We start from the raw sequence: 19,565 nt of genomic DNA, 5'->3' as shown, positions 1-19,565 counted from the left end.
AGGTGGAAAACGCAAGAGATGATGCAGCGGATTTGGGCAGTATTTTTGGTTTTCATCGTCAGCAGTGCAGCTTGGGCACAGCAGGCGGTGGATATTTCGCCTGTGATGCGGGCTATCCAGTCTCAAAACTGGAGCGAAGCTGCGCGGCAATCTCGCAGTTATGGTCCTGTGGTTCAGGATATCGTCGAATGGCACCGTTTGCGCGCGGGCGACGGCACTTGGCGCGATGCACAGAGTTTCCTGCGCCGCAATGGGGATTGGCCAGGGTTGCCCTTGTTGCGTCGTAAACAGGAACCCAATTTCGCCGATGCGCCCGCCGATGCGATCTATCAGGTCTTTGCCGAAACCGGAGCGCAAACCGCTGAAGGCGCGCTTCTACTAGCTGATGCGTTGAAGGCGCGAGGGTTGCGCGACGAAGCCAATGCGACAATCACGCAGGCTTGGTTGGAACGCGCCATGAGCGACGAGGAACATGTGGCCTATCTCGCGCGCTATGGCGATGTCCTGAAATCGCGCCATGTGGACCGCCTAGATGCGATGCTTTGGAAAGGCTGGCGGGAAAACTCTCAGCGGATGTACCCGCTTGTACCAGATGGTTGGCGCAAGCTGGGTGCCGCGCGGCTTGCGCTGCGCGAGAACCGTACGGGCGTAGATGTATTGATCAACGCGGTGCCCTCAAGCCTCTCCGACGATCCGGGGTTGGCCTACGAGCGGTTTCTGTGGCGCATGCGAAAAGACCGAGATGCAGGGGCCGCCGAATTGATCCTCTCGCGGAGCGAGGCGAGAACCTTGGGCAATCCCGAGGCCTGGGCCAAGCGGCGTCTGGCACTCGCGCGGTCTGAAATGCGGGAAGGGCGCGCTGCGCAAGCCTATAATATTGCCGCTCAGCATGGGTTGATTGGCGGCAGTGACTTTGCACAACTTGAATGGCTCGCGGGATATATCGCCCTCAGGTATCTCGACGAACACTGGCTGGCGCTTCAACATTTCGTTTTCTTTGAACAGGCTGTGCAGACCCCGATTTCCCTTGGCCGCGCAGGGTATTGGATCGGCCGTGCCTATGAAGCCATGGGCGATCAAGCTGCGGCGCAACGGGCCTATGCCGGAGGCGGAGCCTATCAAACCACATTCTACGGGCTTTTGGCGGCCGAAAAGGCGGGACTGCCGGTCGATCATTCCCTGTCAGGGCAATCAAATGTCCCGAACTGGCGTGGGGCTGCCTTTGCGCGCTCAACGGTGCACGAGGCTGCAAAGATGTTCTTGGCATCTGGCGAAGGAGCTCTTGCCGAGAGGTTTTGGCTGCATCTGGCTGAAACACAGGATGTCCTTGGAATGGCGCAGTTGGGCGCGATGGCGATTGAGTTGAATGACCCTCATATCGCGGTGAAGCTTGGTAAGTATTTTGCCAGCCAAGGCATAGAAATCCACGCGCCCTATTACCCGCTGCACCCTCTGGCCAATCGCACGGATCTTCCTGTTCCAAAAGAGCTGGCGCTCGCCATCGCCCGCCGCGAAAGCGAGTTTGATCCTTCAGTTGTCTCCCACGCAAATGCCTATGGGTTGATGCAGATCTTGCCCGGTACAGCAAAGCTCGTCGCAGGCGCGTTGGGCGTGGGGTATTCCCGGTCTAAACTGCTGAGTGATCCGGCCTATAATGTGACCCTTGGGGCGGCCTATCTGGATGGGCTCAGCGAGGAATTTCAGGGGAATGTGATCATGATGGCCGCGGGCTATAACGCGGGCCCACGTCGGCCCGAAGCCTGGATGGCGCGGCTCGGTGACCCTCGCCGCGCGGGCGGGCCAGATATGATCGACTGGATTGAACATATCCCGTTCACAGAGACGCGGAACTACGTGATGCGCGTGTCCGAAAGCTTGCCGATCTATCGCGCTCGGTTGGGGAAAGATCCTCTGCCGATCCCATTTTCTGAGGAAATTCGCGGCAGCACTCTGGCGAATTAACCCAGCGATTGCACGAGGATCATGATCCCCGAGAACAGCAAGAGTGTCAGCACCGCGCGTTTGAACCCTTTGGCTGTGACGCGATCATACATCCAGACGCCCGCAAGGGCTCCGAGGATCACAATCGGCATCGAGACCAGTGACAGGCGCAGAACTTCAGATGTCAGTTGCTCAAAGGCGAGCATCGACACCGTAGACAGCGCCAAGATCGCAAGGTTGTAGGGCTGATAGCGTGCGCGCTGTTCGGCGGGGTGCAGGCCTCGCATCTGATACCACACAACTGGCAGGGCTCCGGACAGGCCAGCAAGCCCACCGAGAATGCCACCGAGAAATCCAATGATACGATCCCAGATCAGCCCTGTTACGCGAATTTGCGGCACCGAGCGCCGCGCCATGAATTGCCAGAGCGTATAGGCGATCAAGAAAACACCCACGATGAGTTTGACCCTTTCGGGCGCACCGTAGGCGACAAGGGCTGTACCGATAGGAATGCCGAGAATACCCGCCCAGATCAAAGGCCAGGCCTTGGGCCAAGAGATATGTTTCGCCAGTTTCGCAAGTCCCGTCAGTTGCCCTGCGGTAGCGCTCAGAACGACCAATGGCGGCACCAGATAGGCCGGGAGCGCGGCGAACCAGATGCCTGACACCACAAGCGCAAAGCCAAACCCCGCAAAGCCGCTGATAAAGCCACCCACAAAGGCGCCAAGACCGACTGTTATGAGGATCATTGGGTCCATGGATTATTCCGACGACACCCGCTCGCGCCAAAGCGTAAACAACCCAGCGCCCACGACAATCGCTGCACCCACCGCGACGTTGATGCGAAGGGTTTCCCCGAAGACGAGGATCCCGAGGGACGCCGCAAAGGGCAGCTGCAGATAGGCAAAGGGTTGCACCGCACTGGCTTCGGCCACCTCATAGGTCTTGATCAAAAGCCAATGTCCAAAGACGCCGCTGCAACAGAGGATGCCCATCCAGATCAGATGCGTTCCTGTCATGACTTCCCAGTGAAACACTCCAATCGCCGTCATCACAACGCAGCCCACAACGCCTGTATAGAAAAAGCTCGTCATCGCATCGTCTTCGCGCGCGACATACCGCGTCGCCAGCCCATAAACCGCGAACATGGCAGCACCCAGCAAAGGCACCGTAGCAAGTGGAGAGAATACACCCACGCCGGGTTGCAGAATGATGAGAACGCCCACGAGGCCCGCGCCAATCGCCGCCCATCTGCGCCAGCCGACCTTTTCGCCCAGAATTGGACCAGACAGGGCGGCGATCATCAGAGGATAGCAGACAAAGATCGCATGGGTCTCGGTGAGGCCGAGCAGGGTAAAGGCCAAGACGGTCACGATAATCTCGGCGGCCAAAAGCGCGCCGCGAAAGATTTGCGTCAGGGGGAACTTCGTGCGGGCCATCTTGCGGATACCTCCGCTGCGCTGAGCCAACACCAGAACGAAGGCGGCAAAGAACCAATAGCGGATCATGATCACGAGATAGAGGTTGTATTCTTCCGCCAGAAACCGCGAAATCCCGTCCTGCATGGCAAAGACGAAGGTCGTCAGGCACATGAGAAGAATACCAAGACGGTTGGACGCTTGTGCCATGGTTTATCCTTTCACGCCGACGGTCATGTGCCGCTTGCGCCCAAACCCCGGAACGCGCTCGATCGCAAAGCCAGCATCTTCAAGCCCCCGTCGCACAAAACCCGCCGCCGTATAGGTCGCGCAGGTTCCGCCAGTTTTTGTGAGATCCCCGACAGTTTGCATCAGGTCTACATCCCAAAGTTCTGGATTCTTGGCAGGCGAAAACCCGTCTAAAAACCACGCATCCGCCTGCCAATCTTGCTGCGCCAAGGTCTCGCGCGCATCACCCAGGATCACGCGTGCCTCAATCCCATCGAGCTTCGCCAGCGTCGGATCCTTTTCCCAAGCCGCAGAGAGCCGCGCGGCAAAGGGCGCGAGCTCGGGAAAGGCCTCATGCGCGCGGCGCATCTCTGTTGCGCTCATTGGAAAGGCTTCAAAGCTTGTGAAGCTTAGCGGTGTCTCCATCCCCGCTGCCTCCCAAGCCTGCCAAACAGCCAAAAGGTTCAAGCCAGAGCCAAAACCCAACTCTGCGATATGAAACCCATCGACAAACCGTGCGGGCAGATCATTGCCATCCAGAAACACATGGCGCGTTTCATTCAACCCGTTTTCCAAACTGAAATAGGGGTCATCAAACCGCGTCGACACGGGGATCGTGCCATCGCGCCAGATCAGCTCTGCACTCTGGTTGCTCATTGCGGATTGCCTTAAAGAGAGGGACGCGTGGTCCGACGCGCAACTGTGACGCAGCTTGGGGTGATTTGGCAATGGTGGATGTGACGGTCTATGGGGCTGGGATCTTTGGGCTTTCGGTCGCCTGGTCTTGCGTCAAACGTGGCGCCAAGGTGCAGGTGATCGATCCAAATGGTGTCGCCACTGGCTCCTCTGGTGGTATTGTCGGCGCGCTGGCCCCTCACACGCCAGAGAATTGGAACGACAAGAAAGAGTTCCAGTTTCAAAGCCTGATCATGGCAGAGGACTACTGGGCCGAGGTCGCCGGGGTGAGTGGACAGTCCCCCGGCTATGCAAGATCAGGTCGTCTGCAACCCATCGCCGATCAGCGTGCTCACGATCTTGCGCTCAAGCGCCAACAAGAGGCGGCGGATCTCTGGCGCGGCAAGGCCATTTGGGAGATCAAACTTGCGGCCGATTTCGAAGGTTGGTGCCCCCAAAGCCCCACAGACCTTGTCATTCACGACACACTCTCAGCCCGCATTCATCCGCGTCAGGCCTGCACGGCGCTTGCAGCGGCTCTTGGGGCAAAAGGTGTAGAGATCACTGCGGATGGAGCGCCCAGGGGTCACATTGTCTGGGCGACGGGCTGGCGTGGGCTGCTTGAACTTTCAGAGGAAACGGAGCGCCCAATCGGCAATGGGGTCAAAGGGCAAGCGATCTTGCTAGAGCTCAATCGCGCTGGGATGCCTCAGCTCTATGCAGATGCGTTGCATGTGATCCCTCATGCGGATGGGACAGTTGCGATCGGCTCGACCTCTGAGCGTAACTTTGAGGATCCAAACGCGACAGATACGCAGTTGGACGAGATCTATCAGCGCGCGATAGACGCAGTGCCCGCTCTAAGAGATGCACCAATCCTCACGCGCTGGGCCGGCGTGCGCCCGCGTGCAAAAAGTCGAGCGCCCATGCTCGGGAACCATCCTACGCGCGCGGGTGACTTCATCGCCAACGGTGGCTTTAAAATCGGCTTTGGAATGGCACCAAAAGCAGGCGAGGTGATGGCGGATTTGATCCTGGAAAGCCGCGACAAGATCCCAGAAGGCTTCCGCCCTGAAGCCTCACTCTGACCTATTCATCTTGCCAGAAATACTCAAATTATCCTGTGATTTCGACTTTCAAAGCCTGCATGAGGCGTTCCACCGACGCCTGATATCGCTCTGACACCAAACGACCTTCATCGTCAAATTCTGATCCCGCCGAGGCAATACCGACTTCCGGCGCTGCTGCGATGCGCACGCTGAAAGGTGTCATACAGGTACGCAGCATGGTTTGCGCGCGCACGCCTCCGGCGCGGCCAGCAGCAGCACTCATGACCGCCACAGGTTTACCCGCCCAAGGGGACGGTTTTGCGCGGCTCACCCAATCGAGCGCGTTTTTCAGAACGCCGGTTATGCCGCCGTTGTATTCAGGCGTCGAGATAATGACCGCTTCAGCGTCGGCAATTTGAGACACCAGTGTCTCAACCACGTCTGGCAGACCGTGCTCGTCCTCAAGGTCTCCGTCGTAGAGCGGGATATTGAGGTCGGCTTCCAGAAACTCACACTCGCCGTACAAACGCGCGGCTTCCCGGATGAGCTTGCTGTTGACCGAGTCTTTGCGAAGGGAACCCGAAATGCCCAATATCTTCGTTGCCATGATGGCCTCCAGTCTGTGCGTTGGGGCTAAGGTATAGCGACAAACCAGCGGGGCAACTGGCGATTGCGCACAGGAGTCAAGCTGATCACGCACAGAAAAACCCCGCGCAGATGGCCTCTACGCGGGGTTTCGAAGTGTTTCGACCTTAGCCTGCAGTCGGCAGGATCACGATCTCAACGCGGCGGTTCTGCGCGCGGCCCTCTGGTGTGAGGTTCGATGTCACCGGCTGGCTTTCTCCGCGGCCAATCGCGTCGATCCGGCCGAATGGGACGCCCTCGGCCATTAGCACATCTGCGACCGCGTTTGCGCGGCGCTCAGACAGGGTCTGGTTATAGGTCGCGTCACCTTCGTTGTCGGTGTGGCCGATGACCTGAATGGTAGAGTTCGGATAGGCCAAGAGGTTGCTTGCGACAGACCGCAGGTCACGCTGCAAATCGGCGCGTACGGTGTAGCTGTCGGTGGCAAAAAGAATGTTGTTCGGCATCGTCACGATCAGGCGGTCACCCGTGTTGGTGATGTCGACGTCAGAATTGTCCAGATCGCGGCGCAGGTCTGCTTCTTGGCGGTCCAGAATATCGCCTGCAATTGCGCCGATGCCCGCGCCAATCGCAGCACCCCGCACGGTGCCACCCACTTTGTCGTCTGCGGTAATTGCTCCGATAGCGCCGCCGAGGATCGCGCCGATAGTCGCTCCCTGACGCGTGTTGTCGCGTTCAATGCCCGCGTATTGAGGATCTGTACAAGCGCTGAGCGTCAATGCTGCGCCAGCGGCCAATGCCAGTGAAAATCTTGCTCGAGCCATCTTCATGCCCCTTTCGGTTCGCTTAGTCGTGATGGGTTTACTGCTAAAGCGAGTCTGAGGCTTCCTGCCATGGTTCACAAGGGGGAATTCGGCAAGGCTTTGCTCAAAACACCGTGTTCAGGAGGCCTGAGCAAGGCTTTCGGACTGGGCGGCCTCATAGGCCAGCATGGCGCGTTTGACCGGTAGGCCCCAATGATAGCCGCCAAGACCGCCAGATTTACGAAGCGCGCGGTGACAGGGGATGATCCAACTGATCGGGTTTTTCCCAATCGCCGTTCCAACAGCCCGCACTGCCTTAGGCGAGCCCACGGCATGCGCGATCTCGGAATAGGTTGTGACCTGTCCTGAGGGGATGCGCATCAACGCCTCCCAAACCTTAATCTGCAAAGGCGTGCCAATCAGCAGCAACGGGGTTTCACCGTCTGACGTACCAAAGACATTGGCGATCCAGGGTGACAGCATGTCTGGATCTTCGATAAACTCAGCGTTGGGCCAGCGGGAGGTCAAATCGGCGTATGTGTTGCCTCGACCGGTTTCGGAGGCGAAAGCCACGCCGCAAATGCCTTTAGGTGTCCCCATGACAAGAGTTTCGCCAAAGGGACCATCAAACCAGCCGTAAGAGATCACAAGGCCCGCGCCTTTTTGGGCGTATTCGCCGGGGCTCATGGCTTCCCATCTGAGGAACAGGTCGTGCAGTCGCCCGGTGCCCGAAAGACCAAGCGAATGGGCAGTGTCCAATGTGGTAAAGCGCTCGTGCAAAAGCGATTTCGCATGCCCGAGCGTGAGATATTGTTGGAACCGTTTCGGCGAAATACCCGCCCATTTGGAAAACTGACGCTGGAAGTGCGCGGGGCTCATGCCTTGCGCTGCGGCCAGGTCTTCGAGGGAAAGCGCGTCCTGCCCCTGATCGATCATCTCGATTGCCCGGCGCATTACGCCATAGTGGTAGCTTTGTTCCATATCGCTCATGTGCTCATCGCTTCCTTCGGGCGTTCTTCGTTAGGGTAACTTAAGCCGCATGCCTTGCTCAAACGACCCGTTTGTTGCGGTTTTTCTCAGGAAGGGTTTGACGCAGGTGCCATACGGGCTAAACCCAGCCCATGGCCAAGCAACTTGATTACCACACGATCCGCGAGATCTTTACCCGATTTGAAGCCGCCGAAGCCGAGCCCAAAGGAGAGCTTGATCACGTCAATGCCTATACTTTGGTGGTCGCAGTGGCCCTGTCCGCGCAGGCGACAGACGTTGGAGTGAACAAGGCGACAAAGAACCTCTTTCCCATCGCCGACACGCCGCAAAAGATGTTGGACCTAGGCGAAGAGCAGCTGATTGAACATATCAAAACCATCGGTCTTTACCGCAATAAAGCGAAGAACGTGATGAAGCTGAGCCGTATTCTGGTTGATGAGTACGATGGAATTGTCCCCAATTCTCGCGCTGCTTTAGAGAGCCTGCCGGGTGTTGGGCGCAAGACCGCCAATGTGGTGTTGAACATGTGGTGGCAATACCCCGCGCAGGCGGTGGACACGCATATCTATCGCTTTGGAAACCGGTCAGGTGTGTGCCCCGGCAAGGACGTCGTTTCTGTCGAACGCGCCATCGAAGACCATATCCCGACCGATTTCCAACAACATGCGCATCATTGGATGATCCTGCATGGACGCTACACCTGCAAAGCGCGTAAACCCCTGTGCGGCACCTGCCTGATTCGAGATCTCTGCCTATTTGAGGACAAAAACTTATGACCCAATATCAAGTCGTCGGCATCGGTAATGCGATTGTTGATGTCATCAGCCAATGTGACGATAGCTTTCTGGACCTCATGGGCATCCAAAAAGGCATTATGCAGCTGGTCGAGAAAGAACGCGGCGAAGTGCTGTATGGCGGGATGACCAACCGCGTGCAGGCGCCGGGTGGCTCTGTCGCAAATACGCTCGCGGGCCTTGGGGCGCTGGGCCTGACCACTGCCTTTATCGGGCGCGTGAATGACGATGCACTGGGCAAGTTTTACCAATCCGAAATGGTCGCAGGTGGCACGGACTTCCCGAACGCGCCTGTTGCGGGCGGTGAACTGCCGACCTCTCGCTCGATGATTTTTGTTTCGCCGGATGGCGAGCGCTCGATGAACACCTACTTGGGGATTTCATCCGAGGTTGGACCAGAGGACGTATCCGAGGATGTGGCTGGCAATGCGAAGCTTCTGTTCCTTGAGGGCTATCTTTACGACAAGCCACAGGGCAAGCAGGCGTTTGAACGGGCTGCAGAGCTTTGCAAAACAGGTGGTGGCAAGGCTGGGATTTCCCTGTCTGACCCGTTCTGCGTAGACCGTCACCGCGATGACTTCCGTCGCCTTGTGAAAGAGCTGGACTATGTGATCGGCAATGACCACGAGTGGAAGTCGCTCTATCAGACCGAAGACCTCCAAGAAGCGCTGGATCAAGCGGCCCAAGAGACTGGTTTGATCGTTTGCACACGTTCCGGCGAAGACGTGATCATGGTCGAAGGCGGCGAGACCGCGACGGCACCTGTCCGCACAATTGTCCCTGTGGATGCCACAGGCGCTGGCGATCTGTTCGCGGCAGGGTTCCTATATGGCTATGCGACCGGCCAACCTTTGGCGAAAGCGGGCCGTATGGGCTGTGTCGCGGCTGCCGAAGTCATCAGCCACTTTGGTGCGCGTCCCGAGGCAGATCTGAAGGCCTTGTTCCGCAAAGAAGGCCTGCTCTAAAAGCTCTTGCTGGGGGACGTATCGGCCCCCGTCGAACCCGTTCCCCAGCAAGACACTTTGAGTATGCGCACGACCCCCTGGACGATGCGCAAGGCCGACTTAACAGCGATTCTAGTTAACAAAGCCTTTAGGCCATTAGAGAAATCTGGTGGCGAAAACTGGGCTCTAGTCACCGAGCTTCGCGTGCACTTCATCCAGATCGATTTCCCCGATGGGCATCTTATTGGCCGGATTCTCGAAATCATATTTGAAGAGTTTGAAGTCGCGTTTGTAGATCTCATACATCAGATGCATTGAGAGATCGTCGAAATACTCCTCAACCGGATGCGCGCGTTTGGGGCCGTGGCCCTCGGATTCATTAAACCGCGGCACGTCCTTCAGCTTGATTGCGTTGGGCACCTCGATGTGATCCAGCACATCCTGCATCCCGTCGTTAAAGCTCTCAGTCCAAAAGATCTTATTGTAGCGACCGCCATTCTGAATGAAGGTCGAAACATGGCCAGACGTCGCTGACCAGTGAATGTCGGGATCCATTGGGCGGCGAAAGCGAATAGTGTCGCGGGCAAATAACAGAAAACGGCGGAAGCTTTTGATCTGGTCAAAGTCTTCGGTGCCATCCTCGCCGCCAACATCAATCCCGTATTTCTGGATCAGCATCGGCACCATATTGCCGCGATAGCGTCGCCCGTTGCGCTGGATGCCGCAGATCTTGTCAAAGAACGAACTGAGGATCCGCGTATAGGGGTTGCGCACGCAGGTAAACGCATAGGTTTCACCCGCTTTCACGGCATCGGTAATCAGCGGTTTGCTGTCATCCAGTGCCCACTTGTGCATCCCTGCGGTTGCATCGTGGATGTCGCCGTCAAAATAGTCGCCGTTGTCGGAATAATACATGATCTGCCCGATGGTCGAGCAGGCGCATTTCGGCACAACGCGGTACACCACGCTTTGACTTTCCGTCATCCAGACGCCGGGAAATCCCATCTGCTTTGGCCTCTCTTAGTATTTTGTGATTATTTTTAGGGCAAATCCGGGAAGAGTAAAAAACAAATTTCGCAAATCGCTCGTTTTGATATACTGGGCGTTAAGAATAATGATCGAGCGGTATACGGGGCAAGAGTTTCTACAATGGCAAAAATTGCATTTATTTTGCTTTGTCACAAAGACCCTGGCGCTGTTGTGGAACAAGCTATGCGGCTCACCGCAACTGGTGATTGTATTTCCATCCACTACGACAAAAGCGCGGATCCCGCAGGTTTTCGCGAGATACAATCTCAGTTGGCAGACAATCCAAACGTCGTTTTGGTGAGGCGTCGTGTGAAGTGCGGTTGGGGCGAATGGTCTCTGGTCGAGGCCACGCTGCGCGCGGTGCGTGCCGCGCTGGATGCCTTCCCGAAGGCCACGCATTTCTACATGCTGTCTGGCGATTGCATGCCGATCAAAACCTCGGAGTATATCCAAGAATTTCTGGCCGAACAGGACGCCGATTTCATCGAAAGCCACGACTTTTTCGAAAGCGACTGGATCAAGACGGGTATGAAAGAAGACCGTCTGATCTATCGCCATTTCGTCAATGAGCGTGGGCGCAAAGATCTGTTCTATCGGCTTTATAACCTGCAAAAGCGTTTCGGCATGTCTCGGGAAATTCCCAAGGATATTCAGGTGCATATCGGCAGCCAATGGTGGTGTTTGCGGCGTCCGACCATGGAAAAGCTGATGGATTTGGTGCGCGAGCGGCGCGATCTGGTGCGGTTTTTCAAATTCACTTGGATCCCAGACGAGACCTTCTTTCAAACGCTCATTCGCCTTGTGGTGCCTGCTGAGGAAATCGAAAGCCGCACTCTGACGTTTTTGATGTTTACTGATTACGGCATGCCGCTGGTGTTCTACAACGATCACTATGACATGCTGATCAATCAGAACTTCCTTTTCGCGCGCAAGATCAGCCCCGAAGCGGACGAACTGAAAGCAAGGCTCGGCGATTTGTATGCGGCCAAAGGCGTGTCCTTTGAGATTTCTGACGAGGGCCCCGGCCTTTTCAAATTCGTCACCGAACGTGGCCGGATCAGCCGTCGCTATGGCAACCGTTTCTGGGAGGTCGAAACCACGCTGGGCCGCGACCGCGAGCTGATGATCGTGGTGTGCAAGAAGTGGCATGTGGCCAAACGCGTTCTGGCCAAGATCAAACAGGTCACCAATGTGCCCGCTGTGGAATTCCTGTTCCAAGAAGAGGACACCGAGCTGCCCGATCTTGGCGGCATCCAAAGCACGGTTGCAAAACGTCACCGCCATCGCCGCGCGTTGTTGCGGATGATGTTTGATTATTTCCAAACCAACCGGATGATCATCTGTATGGATCCGCAAGGCCTTGAGCTTTTGAAAGACTTCTATGCGGATCGCTCGACAACGCGGGCTTTGGAAATTCAATGCAACTACAGTGACGACTACCTCAAAGGCCATGCCGCGCGCATCGGACTGGCTGGGGAAAGCACGCCCAAGGATACGTTTGAGCGGATCCTACCAACCATTCGTCGTGGGATCGACGACGAAAGCGACGCCATTCGCGATGCGCGATTTGAAAATTACCACTACATCCGCGAACAGGACGAGTTTGACGACTTCTTGGACCCTTTGCAGGCCTTCTTGTCGGTCTCGCAAGATCAGGCGCGCGATATCGCAGCAACGCCGCATATGTTTGCCGACTAATCACAGGTCTGACCAAAAGCCGCAGGGCAGAACTTAACGCGCTCTTGCGAGCGCTGCCCGCTTGCCCCATAGTCCGCGCGAAACGACCGAAGCGATCAAAGCCAGCCAAAGGATCTAGACGATGACCACTGACGCGCCCGAAACCATCATCGTGGACAGCTATCGTGTGGCTTGTGACGGTGGAGAAGGTGCCTTGGGTCATCCGCGCGTCTATCTGACGATCCCGCGCGAAGTTGGCTATGTGGTCTGCCCTTACTGCGGTCGCAAATATGTGCATCGCGACTTTGCGGACAAACTGGCCTAAGCCACCCTTACAGATGCGTTAAAGCGTGGCGTCTCTCTGGTGTGTCTAGATGGGGGACGCTATTGAATTGCGTCAACAATTGCCGCCCCATGAAAGCCTGCCAATGGTGTAGCGACGTATTGTGGATCGCCAGACACATCTGTGCCCATGCGGGGGTGTTCAACGCCAATGTGGTCCGCAATACCGTGCTGATCAAACCACCGGATGTTACAACCAAAGCCGGGCCGTCACCGCTCGCTATATCCTGAATCACCGCATCCACCCGCGCGGCAAAATCCGCGAAAGGCTCGGCAATATCTTCTAGCTCGTCTGCCGCCCATGCCGCCAGCACGCGCTCCAGCTGCATCGCGAAGCCTTCGCGCGTCATTGGGATTGGCTCGCTTGTTTGACGCTCATAGGCCTGCGCCAAAGAGAAATATGGGAACTCGTTAAGGCGCGCGTCGATCTGCAGCGATCCATATTGCTCAGCCCCCATGCCCTGCGCGGTTTCTTGATGGCGCCGCATCGACCCACAATAAACCCGCGTAAAATGCTGACCTGTGTCTCGCAGATAGGCGCCCAGCCAAGCCGCCTGTTGATGCCCAAGATCCGACAACCGATCATAGCTTTCTTCATCCCGTGCACCCGAGTTCGCCTGCCCATGGCGCACCAACATCATCTGGCTCATCTTTGCCCCGCTTTCTTTTAGAAGACAGACTTGTAGGGCAGGCCAGAGGCTGCGAAAAGTGAATTTTCTGTAAAGGCGGTTGCGTGTGTATCGGAAACCTGTGGTGGAATTGAAATTCCCCGTTGGCGCAAAACGCATCTCGGCTGTCGGTTAAAGCTCCTAGGCAGATACGGATTTTGGGCTACTGTGTCGTGGAATCTAAGGAGACCCAGCATGTCCGAGCGTATTAAGTTCACATTGGATGGCCAGGAAGTTGAGGCTGACAAAGGCCTCACGATCTGGGAGATCGCGAATGGCCGCGGTCTGGTGATCCCGCATCTGTGTCACAAGCCTCAGCCGGGCTATCGCCCCGACGGCAACTGCCGCGCCTGTATGGTCGAGATCGAAGGCGAGCGTGTGCTGGCGGCGTCTTGTATTCGTGAACCCTCTGAGGGCATGGTCGTTCACACCAACACCGCGCGGGCGGAAAGCGCGCGTAAGATGGTGGTGGAGATGTTGGTCGCGGATCAGCCGTCGCGTGAAGAAAGCCACGATAAATCCAGCCACCTCTGGGATATGGCGGACCTGAATGGCGTTTCCGAGTCGCGCTTTCCAAAACTGGAAGAGGGCCGCATTCCGCTCTTGGACGACTCTCATGTCGCGATGAGCGTGAACCTGGATGCCTGTATCTCTTGTGGCCTCTGCGTGCGGGCCTGCCGTGAAGTGCAGGTCAATGACGTGATTGGAATGGCCGGTCGTGGGCATGATGCTTATCCGACTTTTGACATTGCCGACCCGATGGGCGACTCGACCTGCGTGGCTTGCGGCGAATGCGTGCAAGCCTGCCCAACCGGCGCTCTGATGCCAGCCACTGTGGTCGACGAGAACCAAGTCGGCGACCGCAAGGATTTTGACACGGAAACCGAATCCGTCTGCCCGTTTTGTGGCGTTGGCTGTAAAGTTTCGCTCAAGGTCAAAGACAACAAGGTTAAATACGTCGAGGGCATCAATGGCCCTGCCAACGAAGGCCGCCTTTGCGTGAAAGGCCGCTTTGGCTTTGACTATATCCACCATAAACACCGCCTGACCGTGCCGCTGATCCGCCGCGATGACGCACCGGCCAAGGGGCTGAACGTAGACCCCGGCGATCTTTCGACCCACTTCCGCGAAGCCACTTGGGAAGAGGCAATGGATCTGGCCGCCAAGGGCCTGATCAAGCTGCGCGATGAGGATCCTAAGTCCGTCGCAGGTTTTGGCTCGGCCAAATGCACCAACGAAGAGGCATACCTTTTCCAGAAGTTCATCCGTCAGGGGTTCAAGCATAACAACGTCGACCACTGCACGCGACTTTGTCACGCATCGTCTGTGGCGGCCTTGATCGAGAACGTCGGCTCGGGTGCTGTGACCGCGACCTTTAATGAGGTCAAGAACTCGGATGTGGCCATCGTCATCGGCGCCAACCCAATCGAGAACCACCCTGTTGCCGCGACCTACTTCAAACAGTTCACCAAACGCGGCGGCAAGCTGATCGTCATGGATCCGCGCGGCGTCGGACTGCGGCGTTTTGCGGATGAAATGCTGCAGTTCCGCCCCGGTGCCGATGTGGCGATGCTCAATTCGATCATGAATGTGATCGTCGAAGAGGAACTCTACGACAGCCAATACATCCACCGCTGGACCGAGAACTGGGAGGCTGAGAAAGCCCATCTCAAGGACTTCACGCCTGAGGCGATGGAGAAGATCTCGGGCATTGATCCCGAACAGATCCGCCGCGTGGCGCGCACCTTCGCGAATGCCAAGGCAGGCATCATCTTCTGGGGTATGGGTGTTTCCCAGCATATCCACGGCACCGATAACTCGCGCTGCCTGATCAGCCTTGCGCTGATGACCGGCAACGTTGGCAAACCGGGCGCAGGTCTGCACCCGCTACGTGGCCAGAACAACGTGCAGGGCGCCTCTGATGCGGGCCTCATCCCGATGTTCCTGCCGGACTACCAGACGGTGACCAGCGACGATGTGCGGCGCAGCTTCACCGATGTTTGGGGTGGCGGAGATTTCTCCAACGAGAAAGGCCTAACCGTCACCGAGATCGTCGATCAGGTCTACGCGGGCAACATCAAGGGCATGTATATCCAAGGTGAAAACCCCGCGATGTCGGACCCCGATGTGGAACACGCACGCGACGCTTTCGCGAAACTCGATCTGATGATCGTGCAGGATATCTTCCTGACGGAAACGGCCAACTATGCCGATATCATCCTGCCAGCTTCTGCGCTTTATGAGAAAAACGGCACGGTTTCCAACACCAACCGTCAGGTGCAACGGGTGCGTCCGGCGGTGACTCCTCCGGGCGAGGCGCGCGAGGATTGGGCGATCACAGTTGAGCTCGGCCAGCGCATTGGCCTGCCTTGGGACTACAAAGACGTCTCCGAAGTCTTTGCCGAGATGAAGCTCAATATGAAATCCTTGGATAATATCACCTGGGAGCGTCTGGAAACTGAAACCGTCACCTACCCATCGCTCTCCCCCGAAGATCCCGGTCAGGCGATTGTCTTTGGCGATGGCTTCCCCCGTGAAGAGGGCCGCGCCAAGTTCACCCCTGCCGCCGTGATTCCACCGGATGAGGCGCCGGATGCGGACTTCCCGATGATCATGACCACGGGCCGTCAGCTTGAACATTGGCACACAGGCTCGATGACCCGCCGCTCGCAGGTGCTCGATCACGTTGAACCAGAGGCGAACTGCTCGCTGCACCCCAAGACGCTGCGCCGATTAGGTATTCAGCCGGGCGAGATGCTGCGGCTCTCAACGCGCCGCGGCTCCATCGAGATCATGGCCCGCGCCGACCGCGCGATTGCCGAGGATATGGTCTTTGTGCCCTTCGCCTATGTCGAAGCCGCCGCCAACGTGCTCACCAACCCGGCCATCGACCCCTATGGCAAAATTCCAGAGTTCAAGTTCTCCGCCGTCAAAGTCGAGAAAATCGACCAGCAAATCGCAGCGGAATAACTGGTTTCATCTTGCCGAAAATACTCCCGCCGGAGGCACCCCCCTCTGGCGGCAGTTACCTACATTTGCCAGCTAAGAGCGTCTTCCTGATATCCCCGCTGAACCGCGTCTTCGCGAAGCCCGTCGGCCAGTTGAGAGGCTTCGCGAAGGTTGGCAAAGCTTTGGGATGTCCTGTGTTTTAGCCCACCGACGACACCCCATTCGCAGATCACGGCAACATCATCAAAAAGATCATAAGCGATCTCGACGCGATAGAAACGCGGCGGGCTTGAGGGGAGGTGTCTATACAGGAAGCACTCTGCCATAGGTTGTTTATGGCATGTGTTTACGTGCGAATCAACAAATAGTTGTGCTGGTAGGGTTGCCGCCTAAATATAGACATCTTCACTGCTGATTGTGGTGCGCTTCGGCAAGGGCGGACTTTCCAAAAAGAGCCCCCGTGGCGTCTGACCCGCACACGGGGGAGTGGGAGTGTGATGTGAATTGCACGCGCGCTTCTCAGTCAGGTCACTGATGAAACGCTGCAAAACCCTGAAGTGATACCCAGGAAGAGATGGTATCTGAAACTCCTGCCTCAAACATATCCCGTTTAGGGCGAGTTGTCTATATATTGTGGGTGTGGGGCATTTCCTACCGCTTATATTGCGTAATTCTGACGGTCAAACCCAAGACACATCGCCCAGAAAGATATAGCCGGCCCCATAGATCGTCTTGATAAGTCGCGGATTTTTCGGGTCTTCTTGCAACTTCGTGCGCAATCGGCTGATCCGCACATCCATCGCCCGATCAAAGCTTTCACCCGCAGCCCCGCCCAAGGTTTCCTGCATCTGCGCGCGGTTGATCAATCGCTTGGGGCTGTCCAGAAACAACCGCAGCACCTCGCCTTCTGCGTGACTAAAGGTGGTTTCATCCCCGTGCTGATCTTCCAGCACATAGCGATCAAAATGCGCGGTCCAGCCGTTAAACTTCGCTGTGTTCGAGCTGTTGAGGGGTTGTGCGCGGTCCTTGCGCAGGCGTGCGCGTACGCGGGCCACCACTTCGGCAGGGTCGAAAGGCTTGGTGATATAGTCATCGGCCCCCAGCTCTAATCCGGTAACCCGATCCTGAACCTGCGCACGGCCAGAAATGATAATGACAGCCGCCCCCAGCTCCAGCGCCAGCCGATGCACGAGCGTCAGTCCGTCTTTGTCAGGCAAGCTTAGATCAACGAGGCACACATCGGGCGTCACCCGTCGCAAGGCGGCTTCAAACTCGGTTGCACGGCCAAAGCCCATGGTTTGAAAGCCGGCCTCTTCCAAAGCGTCCGAAAGGACCTGACGCACACCAGCCTCATCATCCAGAATTGTAATCAATGGGGCGCTCATTCTGAGTCCTCGGCATTCAAAAAGCTGGCCAGATCCTTGGCGACGAAAGGTTTGCGCAGCACAGGCGCTAGGGCGGCGGCGCGCAGGTATAGGGGATCATCTTCGGGCAGGCTGGTCATCAAGAACAAGGGCAAAGATCCATTGACGTTGCGTGCCAGATCCACGCCGGTCGCCACGCCTTCTAGTTTGATATCGGACAAAACCAGCGAGATATCTGGGACGTTCTCCAACAGGGCCAAGGCCTCTTCGACAACAGCGGTTTCGATTACAGTGTGGCCCTGTTCGGTCAACATCTCGCGGATTGCGCCGCGCAGATCGGGGTTGTCTTCGACCAAGAGCACGAGCCCCGGGGCCTCGGCCCCGCGCGCCCACCGCAAGGGTAGGCGGATCGAGACGGCGGCGCCTTCGCCGGTGTTTGACAGGCGCACGTCTCCGCCCATCAATTTGGCCATGTCATAGACCATCGGAAGGCCAAGGCCTGAGCCCTCGGACCCTTTAGTGGTGAAGAACGGATCTAGCCCTTTGGCCAAGGCCTCTTCGCTAAACCCGGGTCCGTCGTCGCGGACTTCGAGCCTGAGCCAGATGTCCTGCACTACATCAACGGTCAGGGTTATTTGCCCAACACCATTCAGCGCGTCGCGCGAATTCAGAATGAGGTTCAACAGGCTGTCTTGTACCACGCCCGCATCCAGCAAAAGCGCGCGGTTGGGCACATAGTTCTTAACCATCAGGCTGACCTGCCCATCAAGCGCAGGTTTCGCCAAAGATTGAAGGTTCAGCAAAAGATCGCGGATCTGATGGCGCGCGAGTTTCGGGGCGCGTTGCCCTGTCATATCGGCCAGTTGATTGAGCAGCGTGCCGCCGCGCCGTGCCGCCGTCAACGTCGTGTCCACAAGCTCGCGGGCGGCCCCATCAAGGTCCATCTTCTCCAGCTTGCTTTGGGTGCCGAGAATGATGGTCAGCAGGTTTGAGAAATCATGCGCCAAACCGCTGGTCATCTGCGCCGCCAATTCGCGGCGACGTGTTTGTTGCAGTGCGGCACGGGTCTGGGCTTCTTGGGTAATGTCCATGGAGAGGATGTAGACACCCCGCCGCTCGGCCGCTTCTCCGTCAGGGGTTAGGGCGACGCGGATGCGGCGTTGGCTGTCTTGATCGGTGAATTCAAAGACCGACGGTTCTCCGCCAAAAGCCGTCTCCAGATGCGGCTCAAGACGCGCGTAAGCAGATGCGCCGAGCGTTTCATTGATCAACGTGCCCACGATATTGCGCGGCCGCCCGGGCATGACTGACGACAGTCGCCTGTTTGAATAGGTATAGCGATAGTCGGGCCCTACATGCGCGATATGGGCGGGCATCATTTCAGTGGTCAGGCGCATGCGGGCCTCAGAATCTGATACCAGCCGTTTGGCTTCTTCCAAAGCAATGACCGTGCTTTCAAGCTTGCGGTTCGCGCTGGCCAGATCTTCGGAGTATTTGAGCAATGTCTCCGAGAGTTCCTCGGACCTGCCGCGCAACAATTCTTCCTGCCGCTTTACGTTCGTGATGTCAGTATAGACGGCCACCCATCCGCCATCGGGCAAGGGAGAGCCTTCGACGCTGATCCAGCGCCCGTCTTCGCGCTCGCGTTCCATGTAATGTGGCTCAAACGCAAGTGCGCGTTCGACGCGTTCTTTTACCAGCGTTTCGATGTCCTCCACATCGCCATATTCGCCGCGTGTCGCGATGACACGAATGGTTTCCTCAAAGCTCGCGCCGGGGCGCATCAGGTGATCGGGGATCTCAAACATCTCGCGAAAACGCTCGTTGGCCACCACAAGGCGCAACTCGCTGTCATAGATCGACAGAGCCTGTTTGATCAGGTTCAGACCGGCTATTGTCATGGCCTGAATAACGGTTTGCGATAGTCCTGATCGAGGTGTCATGATCCGTCTCCTCTCCTAGGGCTAGCATCGGGACGGTTGGGTCGAAAAGGGAATAATGTCGACTGTTACAATTCGTAAGGATTGAGAAATGTTCAGGAAAAAGTTGACGGTTTAGTTTTCCCTATCGCCTAATGGATGTGAGGAATCGCTTTCAGGGCGGTGGACC

The 19,565-nt window shown here is 57.1% G+C and carries 18 protein-coding genes; 7 read left to right on the top strand and 11 right to left on the bottom strand.

Annotated features, from left to right (window positions below):
* The first annotated feature begins 18 nt into the window (after positions 1–18).
* On the top strand, positions 19–1,962 hold the full coding sequence (locus WG622_RS15685; RefSeq protein WP_339404453.1) for a lytic transglycosylase domain-containing protein: 1,944 nt from the start codon (positions 19–21) through the stop codon (positions 1,960–1,962).
* Here the strand turns inward: WG622_RS15685 and WG622_RS15680 are convergent.
* From WG622_RS15680 to mnmC2, 3 genes are read right to left on the bottom strand one after another with little or no spacing between them, the layout of a single operon-like run.
* Positions 1,959–2,699 carry a sulfite exporter TauE/SafE family protein gene (locus WG622_RS15680; RefSeq protein WP_339404452.1) on the bottom strand — a complete coding sequence of 247 codons (741 nt, stop codon included), beginning with the start codon at positions 2,697–2,699 and terminating at the stop codon, positions 1,959–1,961. The genes WG622_RS15685 and WG622_RS15680 overlap by 4 nt on opposite strands.
* 3 nt (positions 2,700–2,702) lie before the next feature.
* On the bottom strand, positions 2,703–3,569 hold the full coding sequence (locus tag WG622_RS15675) for a DMT family transporter (protein ID WP_339404451.1): 867 nt from the start codon (positions 3,567–3,569) through the stop codon (positions 2,703–2,705).
* Between the two features lie 3 nt (positions 3,570–3,572).
* On the bottom strand, positions 3,573–4,244 hold the full coding sequence (mnmC2, locus tag WG622_RS15670; RefSeq protein ID WP_339404450.1) for a tRNA (5-methylaminomethyl-2-thiouridine)(34)-methyltransferase MnmC2: 672 nt from the start codon (positions 4,242–4,244) through the stop codon (positions 3,573–3,575).
* A 71-nt stretch (positions 4,245–4,315) separates the two neighbouring features.
* Between mnmC2 and WG622_RS15665 the strand changes: the two genes are divergently transcribed.
* On the top strand, positions 4,316–5,350 hold the full coding sequence (locus WG622_RS15665) for an NAD(P)/FAD-dependent oxidoreductase (protein WP_339404449.1): 1,035 nt from the start codon (positions 4,316–4,318) through the stop codon (positions 5,348–5,350).
* Between the two features lie 28 nt (positions 5,351–5,378).
* Here the strand turns inward: WG622_RS15665 and WG622_RS15660 are convergent, their stop codons facing one another.
* The 3 genes from WG622_RS15660 to WG622_RS15650 form a co-directional block, all read right to left on the bottom strand.
* A complete protein-coding gene (locus WG622_RS15660) occupies positions 5,379–5,918 on the bottom strand; it encodes an NADPH-dependent FMN reductase (protein ID WP_339404448.1) in 540 nt (179 codons plus the stop codon).
* Positions 5,919–6,063: 145 nt separating this feature from the next.
* A complete protein-coding gene (locus tag WG622_RS15655; RefSeq protein WP_339404447.1) occupies positions 6,064–6,720 on the bottom strand; it encodes a YiaD family glycine zipper/OmpA-like lipoprotein in 657 nt (218 codons plus the stop codon).
* A gap of 117 nt (positions 6,721–6,837) precedes the next feature.
* Positions 6,838–7,689 (bottom strand): methylated-DNA--[protein]-cysteine S-methyltransferase, encoded by an 852-nt coding sequence (locus WG622_RS15650; protein WP_339404446.1) that lies wholly within the window; start codon positions 7,687–7,689, stop codon positions 6,838–6,840.
* A 131-nt stretch (positions 7,690–7,820) separates the two neighbouring features.
* Here WG622_RS15650 and nth point away from each other — a divergent pair, with 131 nt between their 5' ends.
* Together nth and WG622_RS15640 are read left to right on the top strand one after the other, a co-directional pair.
* A complete protein-coding gene (gene nth / locus WG622_RS15645; protein ID WP_339404445.1) occupies positions 7,821–8,465 on the top strand; it encodes an endonuclease III in 645 nt (214 codons plus the stop codon).
* Positions 8,462–9,448, top strand: coding sequence for an adenosine kinase (locus WG622_RS15640; protein ID WP_339404444.1), 987 nt, complete (start codon positions 8,462–8,464; stop codon positions 9,446–9,448). Before nth ends, WG622_RS15640 begins: the two co-directional genes overlap by 4 nt.
* Positions 9,449–9,613: 165 nt before the next feature.
* Here the strand turns inward: WG622_RS15640 and WG622_RS15635 are convergent, their stop codons facing one another.
* Positions 9,614–10,432 (bottom strand): sulfotransferase family protein, encoded by an 819-nt coding sequence (locus tag WG622_RS15635; protein WP_339404443.1) that lies wholly within the window; start codon positions 10,430–10,432, stop codon positions 9,614–9,616.
* A 144-nt stretch (positions 10,433–10,576) separates the two neighbouring features.
* Between WG622_RS15635 and WG622_RS15630 the strand changes: the two genes are divergently transcribed.
* Complete coding sequence (locus tag WG622_RS15630; protein WP_339404442.1) at positions 10,577–12,154, top strand: DUF5928 domain-containing protein; 1,578 nt, start codon at positions 10,577–10,579, stop codon at positions 12,152–12,154.
* Between the two features lie 121 nt (positions 12,155–12,275).
* Complete coding sequence (locus WG622_RS15625) at positions 12,276–12,458, top strand: zinc-finger domain-containing protein (protein ID WP_339404441.1); 183 nt, start codon at positions 12,276–12,278, stop codon at positions 12,456–12,458.
* Between the two features lie 7 nt (positions 12,459–12,465).
* Here WG622_RS15625 and WG622_RS15620 read toward each other — a convergent pair whose 3' ends face one another.
* Entirely contained in the window at positions 12,466–13,125 is a 660-nt protein-coding gene (locus WG622_RS15620; RefSeq protein WP_339404440.1) for a histidine phosphatase family protein, read from the bottom strand.
* 213 nt (positions 13,126–13,338) lie between these two features.
* On the opposite strand from WG622_RS15620, the gene fdhF reads away from it, so the two are divergent.
* Positions 13,339–16,113: a formate dehydrogenase subunit alpha gene (fdhF, locus tag WG622_RS15615; RefSeq protein WP_339404439.1), complete on the top strand. Its 2,775-nt coding sequence runs from the start codon at positions 13,339–13,341 to the stop codon at positions 16,111–16,113.
* 59 nt (positions 16,114–16,172) lie between these two features.
* Here fdhF and WG622_RS15610 read toward each other — a convergent pair whose 3' ends face one another.
* The 3 genes from WG622_RS15610 to WG622_RS15600 form a co-directional block, all read right to left on the bottom strand.
* Positions 16,173–16,418, bottom strand: a complete 246-nt coding sequence (locus tag WG622_RS15610; RefSeq protein WP_209358083.1) for a WGR domain-containing protein — start codon at positions 16,416–16,418, stop codon at positions 16,173–16,175.
* Between the two features lie 354 nt (positions 16,419–16,772).
* Entirely contained in the window at positions 16,773–17,477 is a 705-nt protein-coding gene (locus tag WG622_RS15605) for a response regulator transcription factor (protein WP_339404438.1), read from the bottom strand.
* Entirely contained in the window at positions 17,474–19,399 is a 1,926-nt protein-coding gene (locus WG622_RS15600; protein WP_339404437.1) for a hybrid sensor histidine kinase/response regulator, read from the bottom strand. Before WG622_RS15600 ends, WG622_RS15605 begins: the two co-directional genes overlap by 4 nt.
* Positions 19,400–19,565 lie beyond the last annotated feature (166 nt).

It is taken from the genome of Cognatishimia coralii (assembly GCF_037478305.1).
In the GTDB taxonomy this organism is placed as follows: Bacteria; Pseudomonadota; Alphaproteobacteria; order Rhodobacterales; family Rhodobacteraceae; genus Cognatishimia; species Cognatishimia coralii.
This window is presented reverse-complemented; position numbering and strand designations above follow the sequence as displayed.

Coding starts and splice junctions, on each gene's coding strand:
- WG622_RS15685 (WP_339404453.1), top strand. CDS start 19: ATGATGCAGCGGATTTGGGCAGTATTTTTGGTTTTCATCGTCAGCAGT.
- WG622_RS15680 (WP_339404452.1), bottom strand. CDS start 2,699: ATGGACCCAATGATCCTCATAACAGTCGGTCTTGGCGCCTTTGTGGGT.
- WG622_RS15675 (WP_339404451.1), bottom strand. CDS start 3,569: ATGGCACAAGCGTCCAACCGTCTTGGTATTCTTCTCATGTGCCTGACG.
- mnmC2 (WP_339404450.1), bottom strand. CDS start 4,244: ATGAGCAACCAGAGTGCAGAGCTGATCTGGCGCGATGGCACGATCCCC.
- WG622_RS15665 (WP_339404449.1), top strand. CDS start 4,316: ATGGTGGATGTGACGGTCTATGGGGCTGGGATCTTTGGGCTTTCGGTC.
- WG622_RS15660 (WP_339404448.1), bottom strand. CDS start 5,918: ATGGCAACGAAGATATTGGGCATTTCGGGTTCCCTTCGCAAAGACTCG.
- WG622_RS15655 (WP_339404447.1), bottom strand. CDS start 6,720: ATGGCTCGAGCAAGATTTTCACTGGCATTGGCCGCTGGCGCAGCATTG.
- WG622_RS15650 (WP_339404446.1), bottom strand. CDS start 7,689: ATGAGCGATATGGAACAAAGCTACCACTATGGCGTAATGCGCCGGGCA.
- nth (WP_339404445.1), top strand. CDS start 7,821: ATGGCCAAGCAACTTGATTACCACACGATCCGCGAGATCTTTACCCGA.
- WG622_RS15640 (WP_339404444.1), top strand. CDS start 8,462: ATGACCCAATATCAAGTCGTCGGCATCGGTAATGCGATTGTTGATGTC.
- WG622_RS15635 (WP_339404443.1), bottom strand. CDS start 10,432: ATGGGATTTCCCGGCGTCTGGATGACGGAAAGTCAAAGCGTGGTGTAC.
- WG622_RS15630 (WP_339404442.1), top strand. CDS start 10,577: ATGGCAAAAATTGCATTTATTTTGCTTTGTCACAAAGACCCTGGCGCT.
- WG622_RS15625 (WP_339404441.1), top strand. CDS start 12,276: ATGACCACTGACGCGCCCGAAACCATCATCGTGGACAGCTATCGTGTG.
- WG622_RS15620 (WP_339404440.1), bottom strand. CDS start 13,125: ATGAGCCAGATGATGTTGGTGCGCCATGGGCAGGCGAACTCGGGTGCA.
- fdhF (WP_339404439.1), top strand. CDS start 13,339: ATGTCCGAGCGTATTAAGTTCACATTGGATGGCCAGGAAGTTGAGGCT.
- WG622_RS15610 (WP_209358083.1), bottom strand. CDS start 16,418: ATGGCAGAGTGCTTCCTGTATAGACACCTCCCCTCAAGCCCGCCGCGT.
- WG622_RS15605 (WP_339404438.1), bottom strand. CDS start 17,477: ATGAGCGCCCCATTGATTACAATTCTGGATGATGAGGCTGGTGTGCGT.
- WG622_RS15600 (WP_339404437.1), bottom strand. CDS start 19,399: ATGACACCTCGATCAGGACTATCGCAAACCGTTATTCAGGCCATGACA.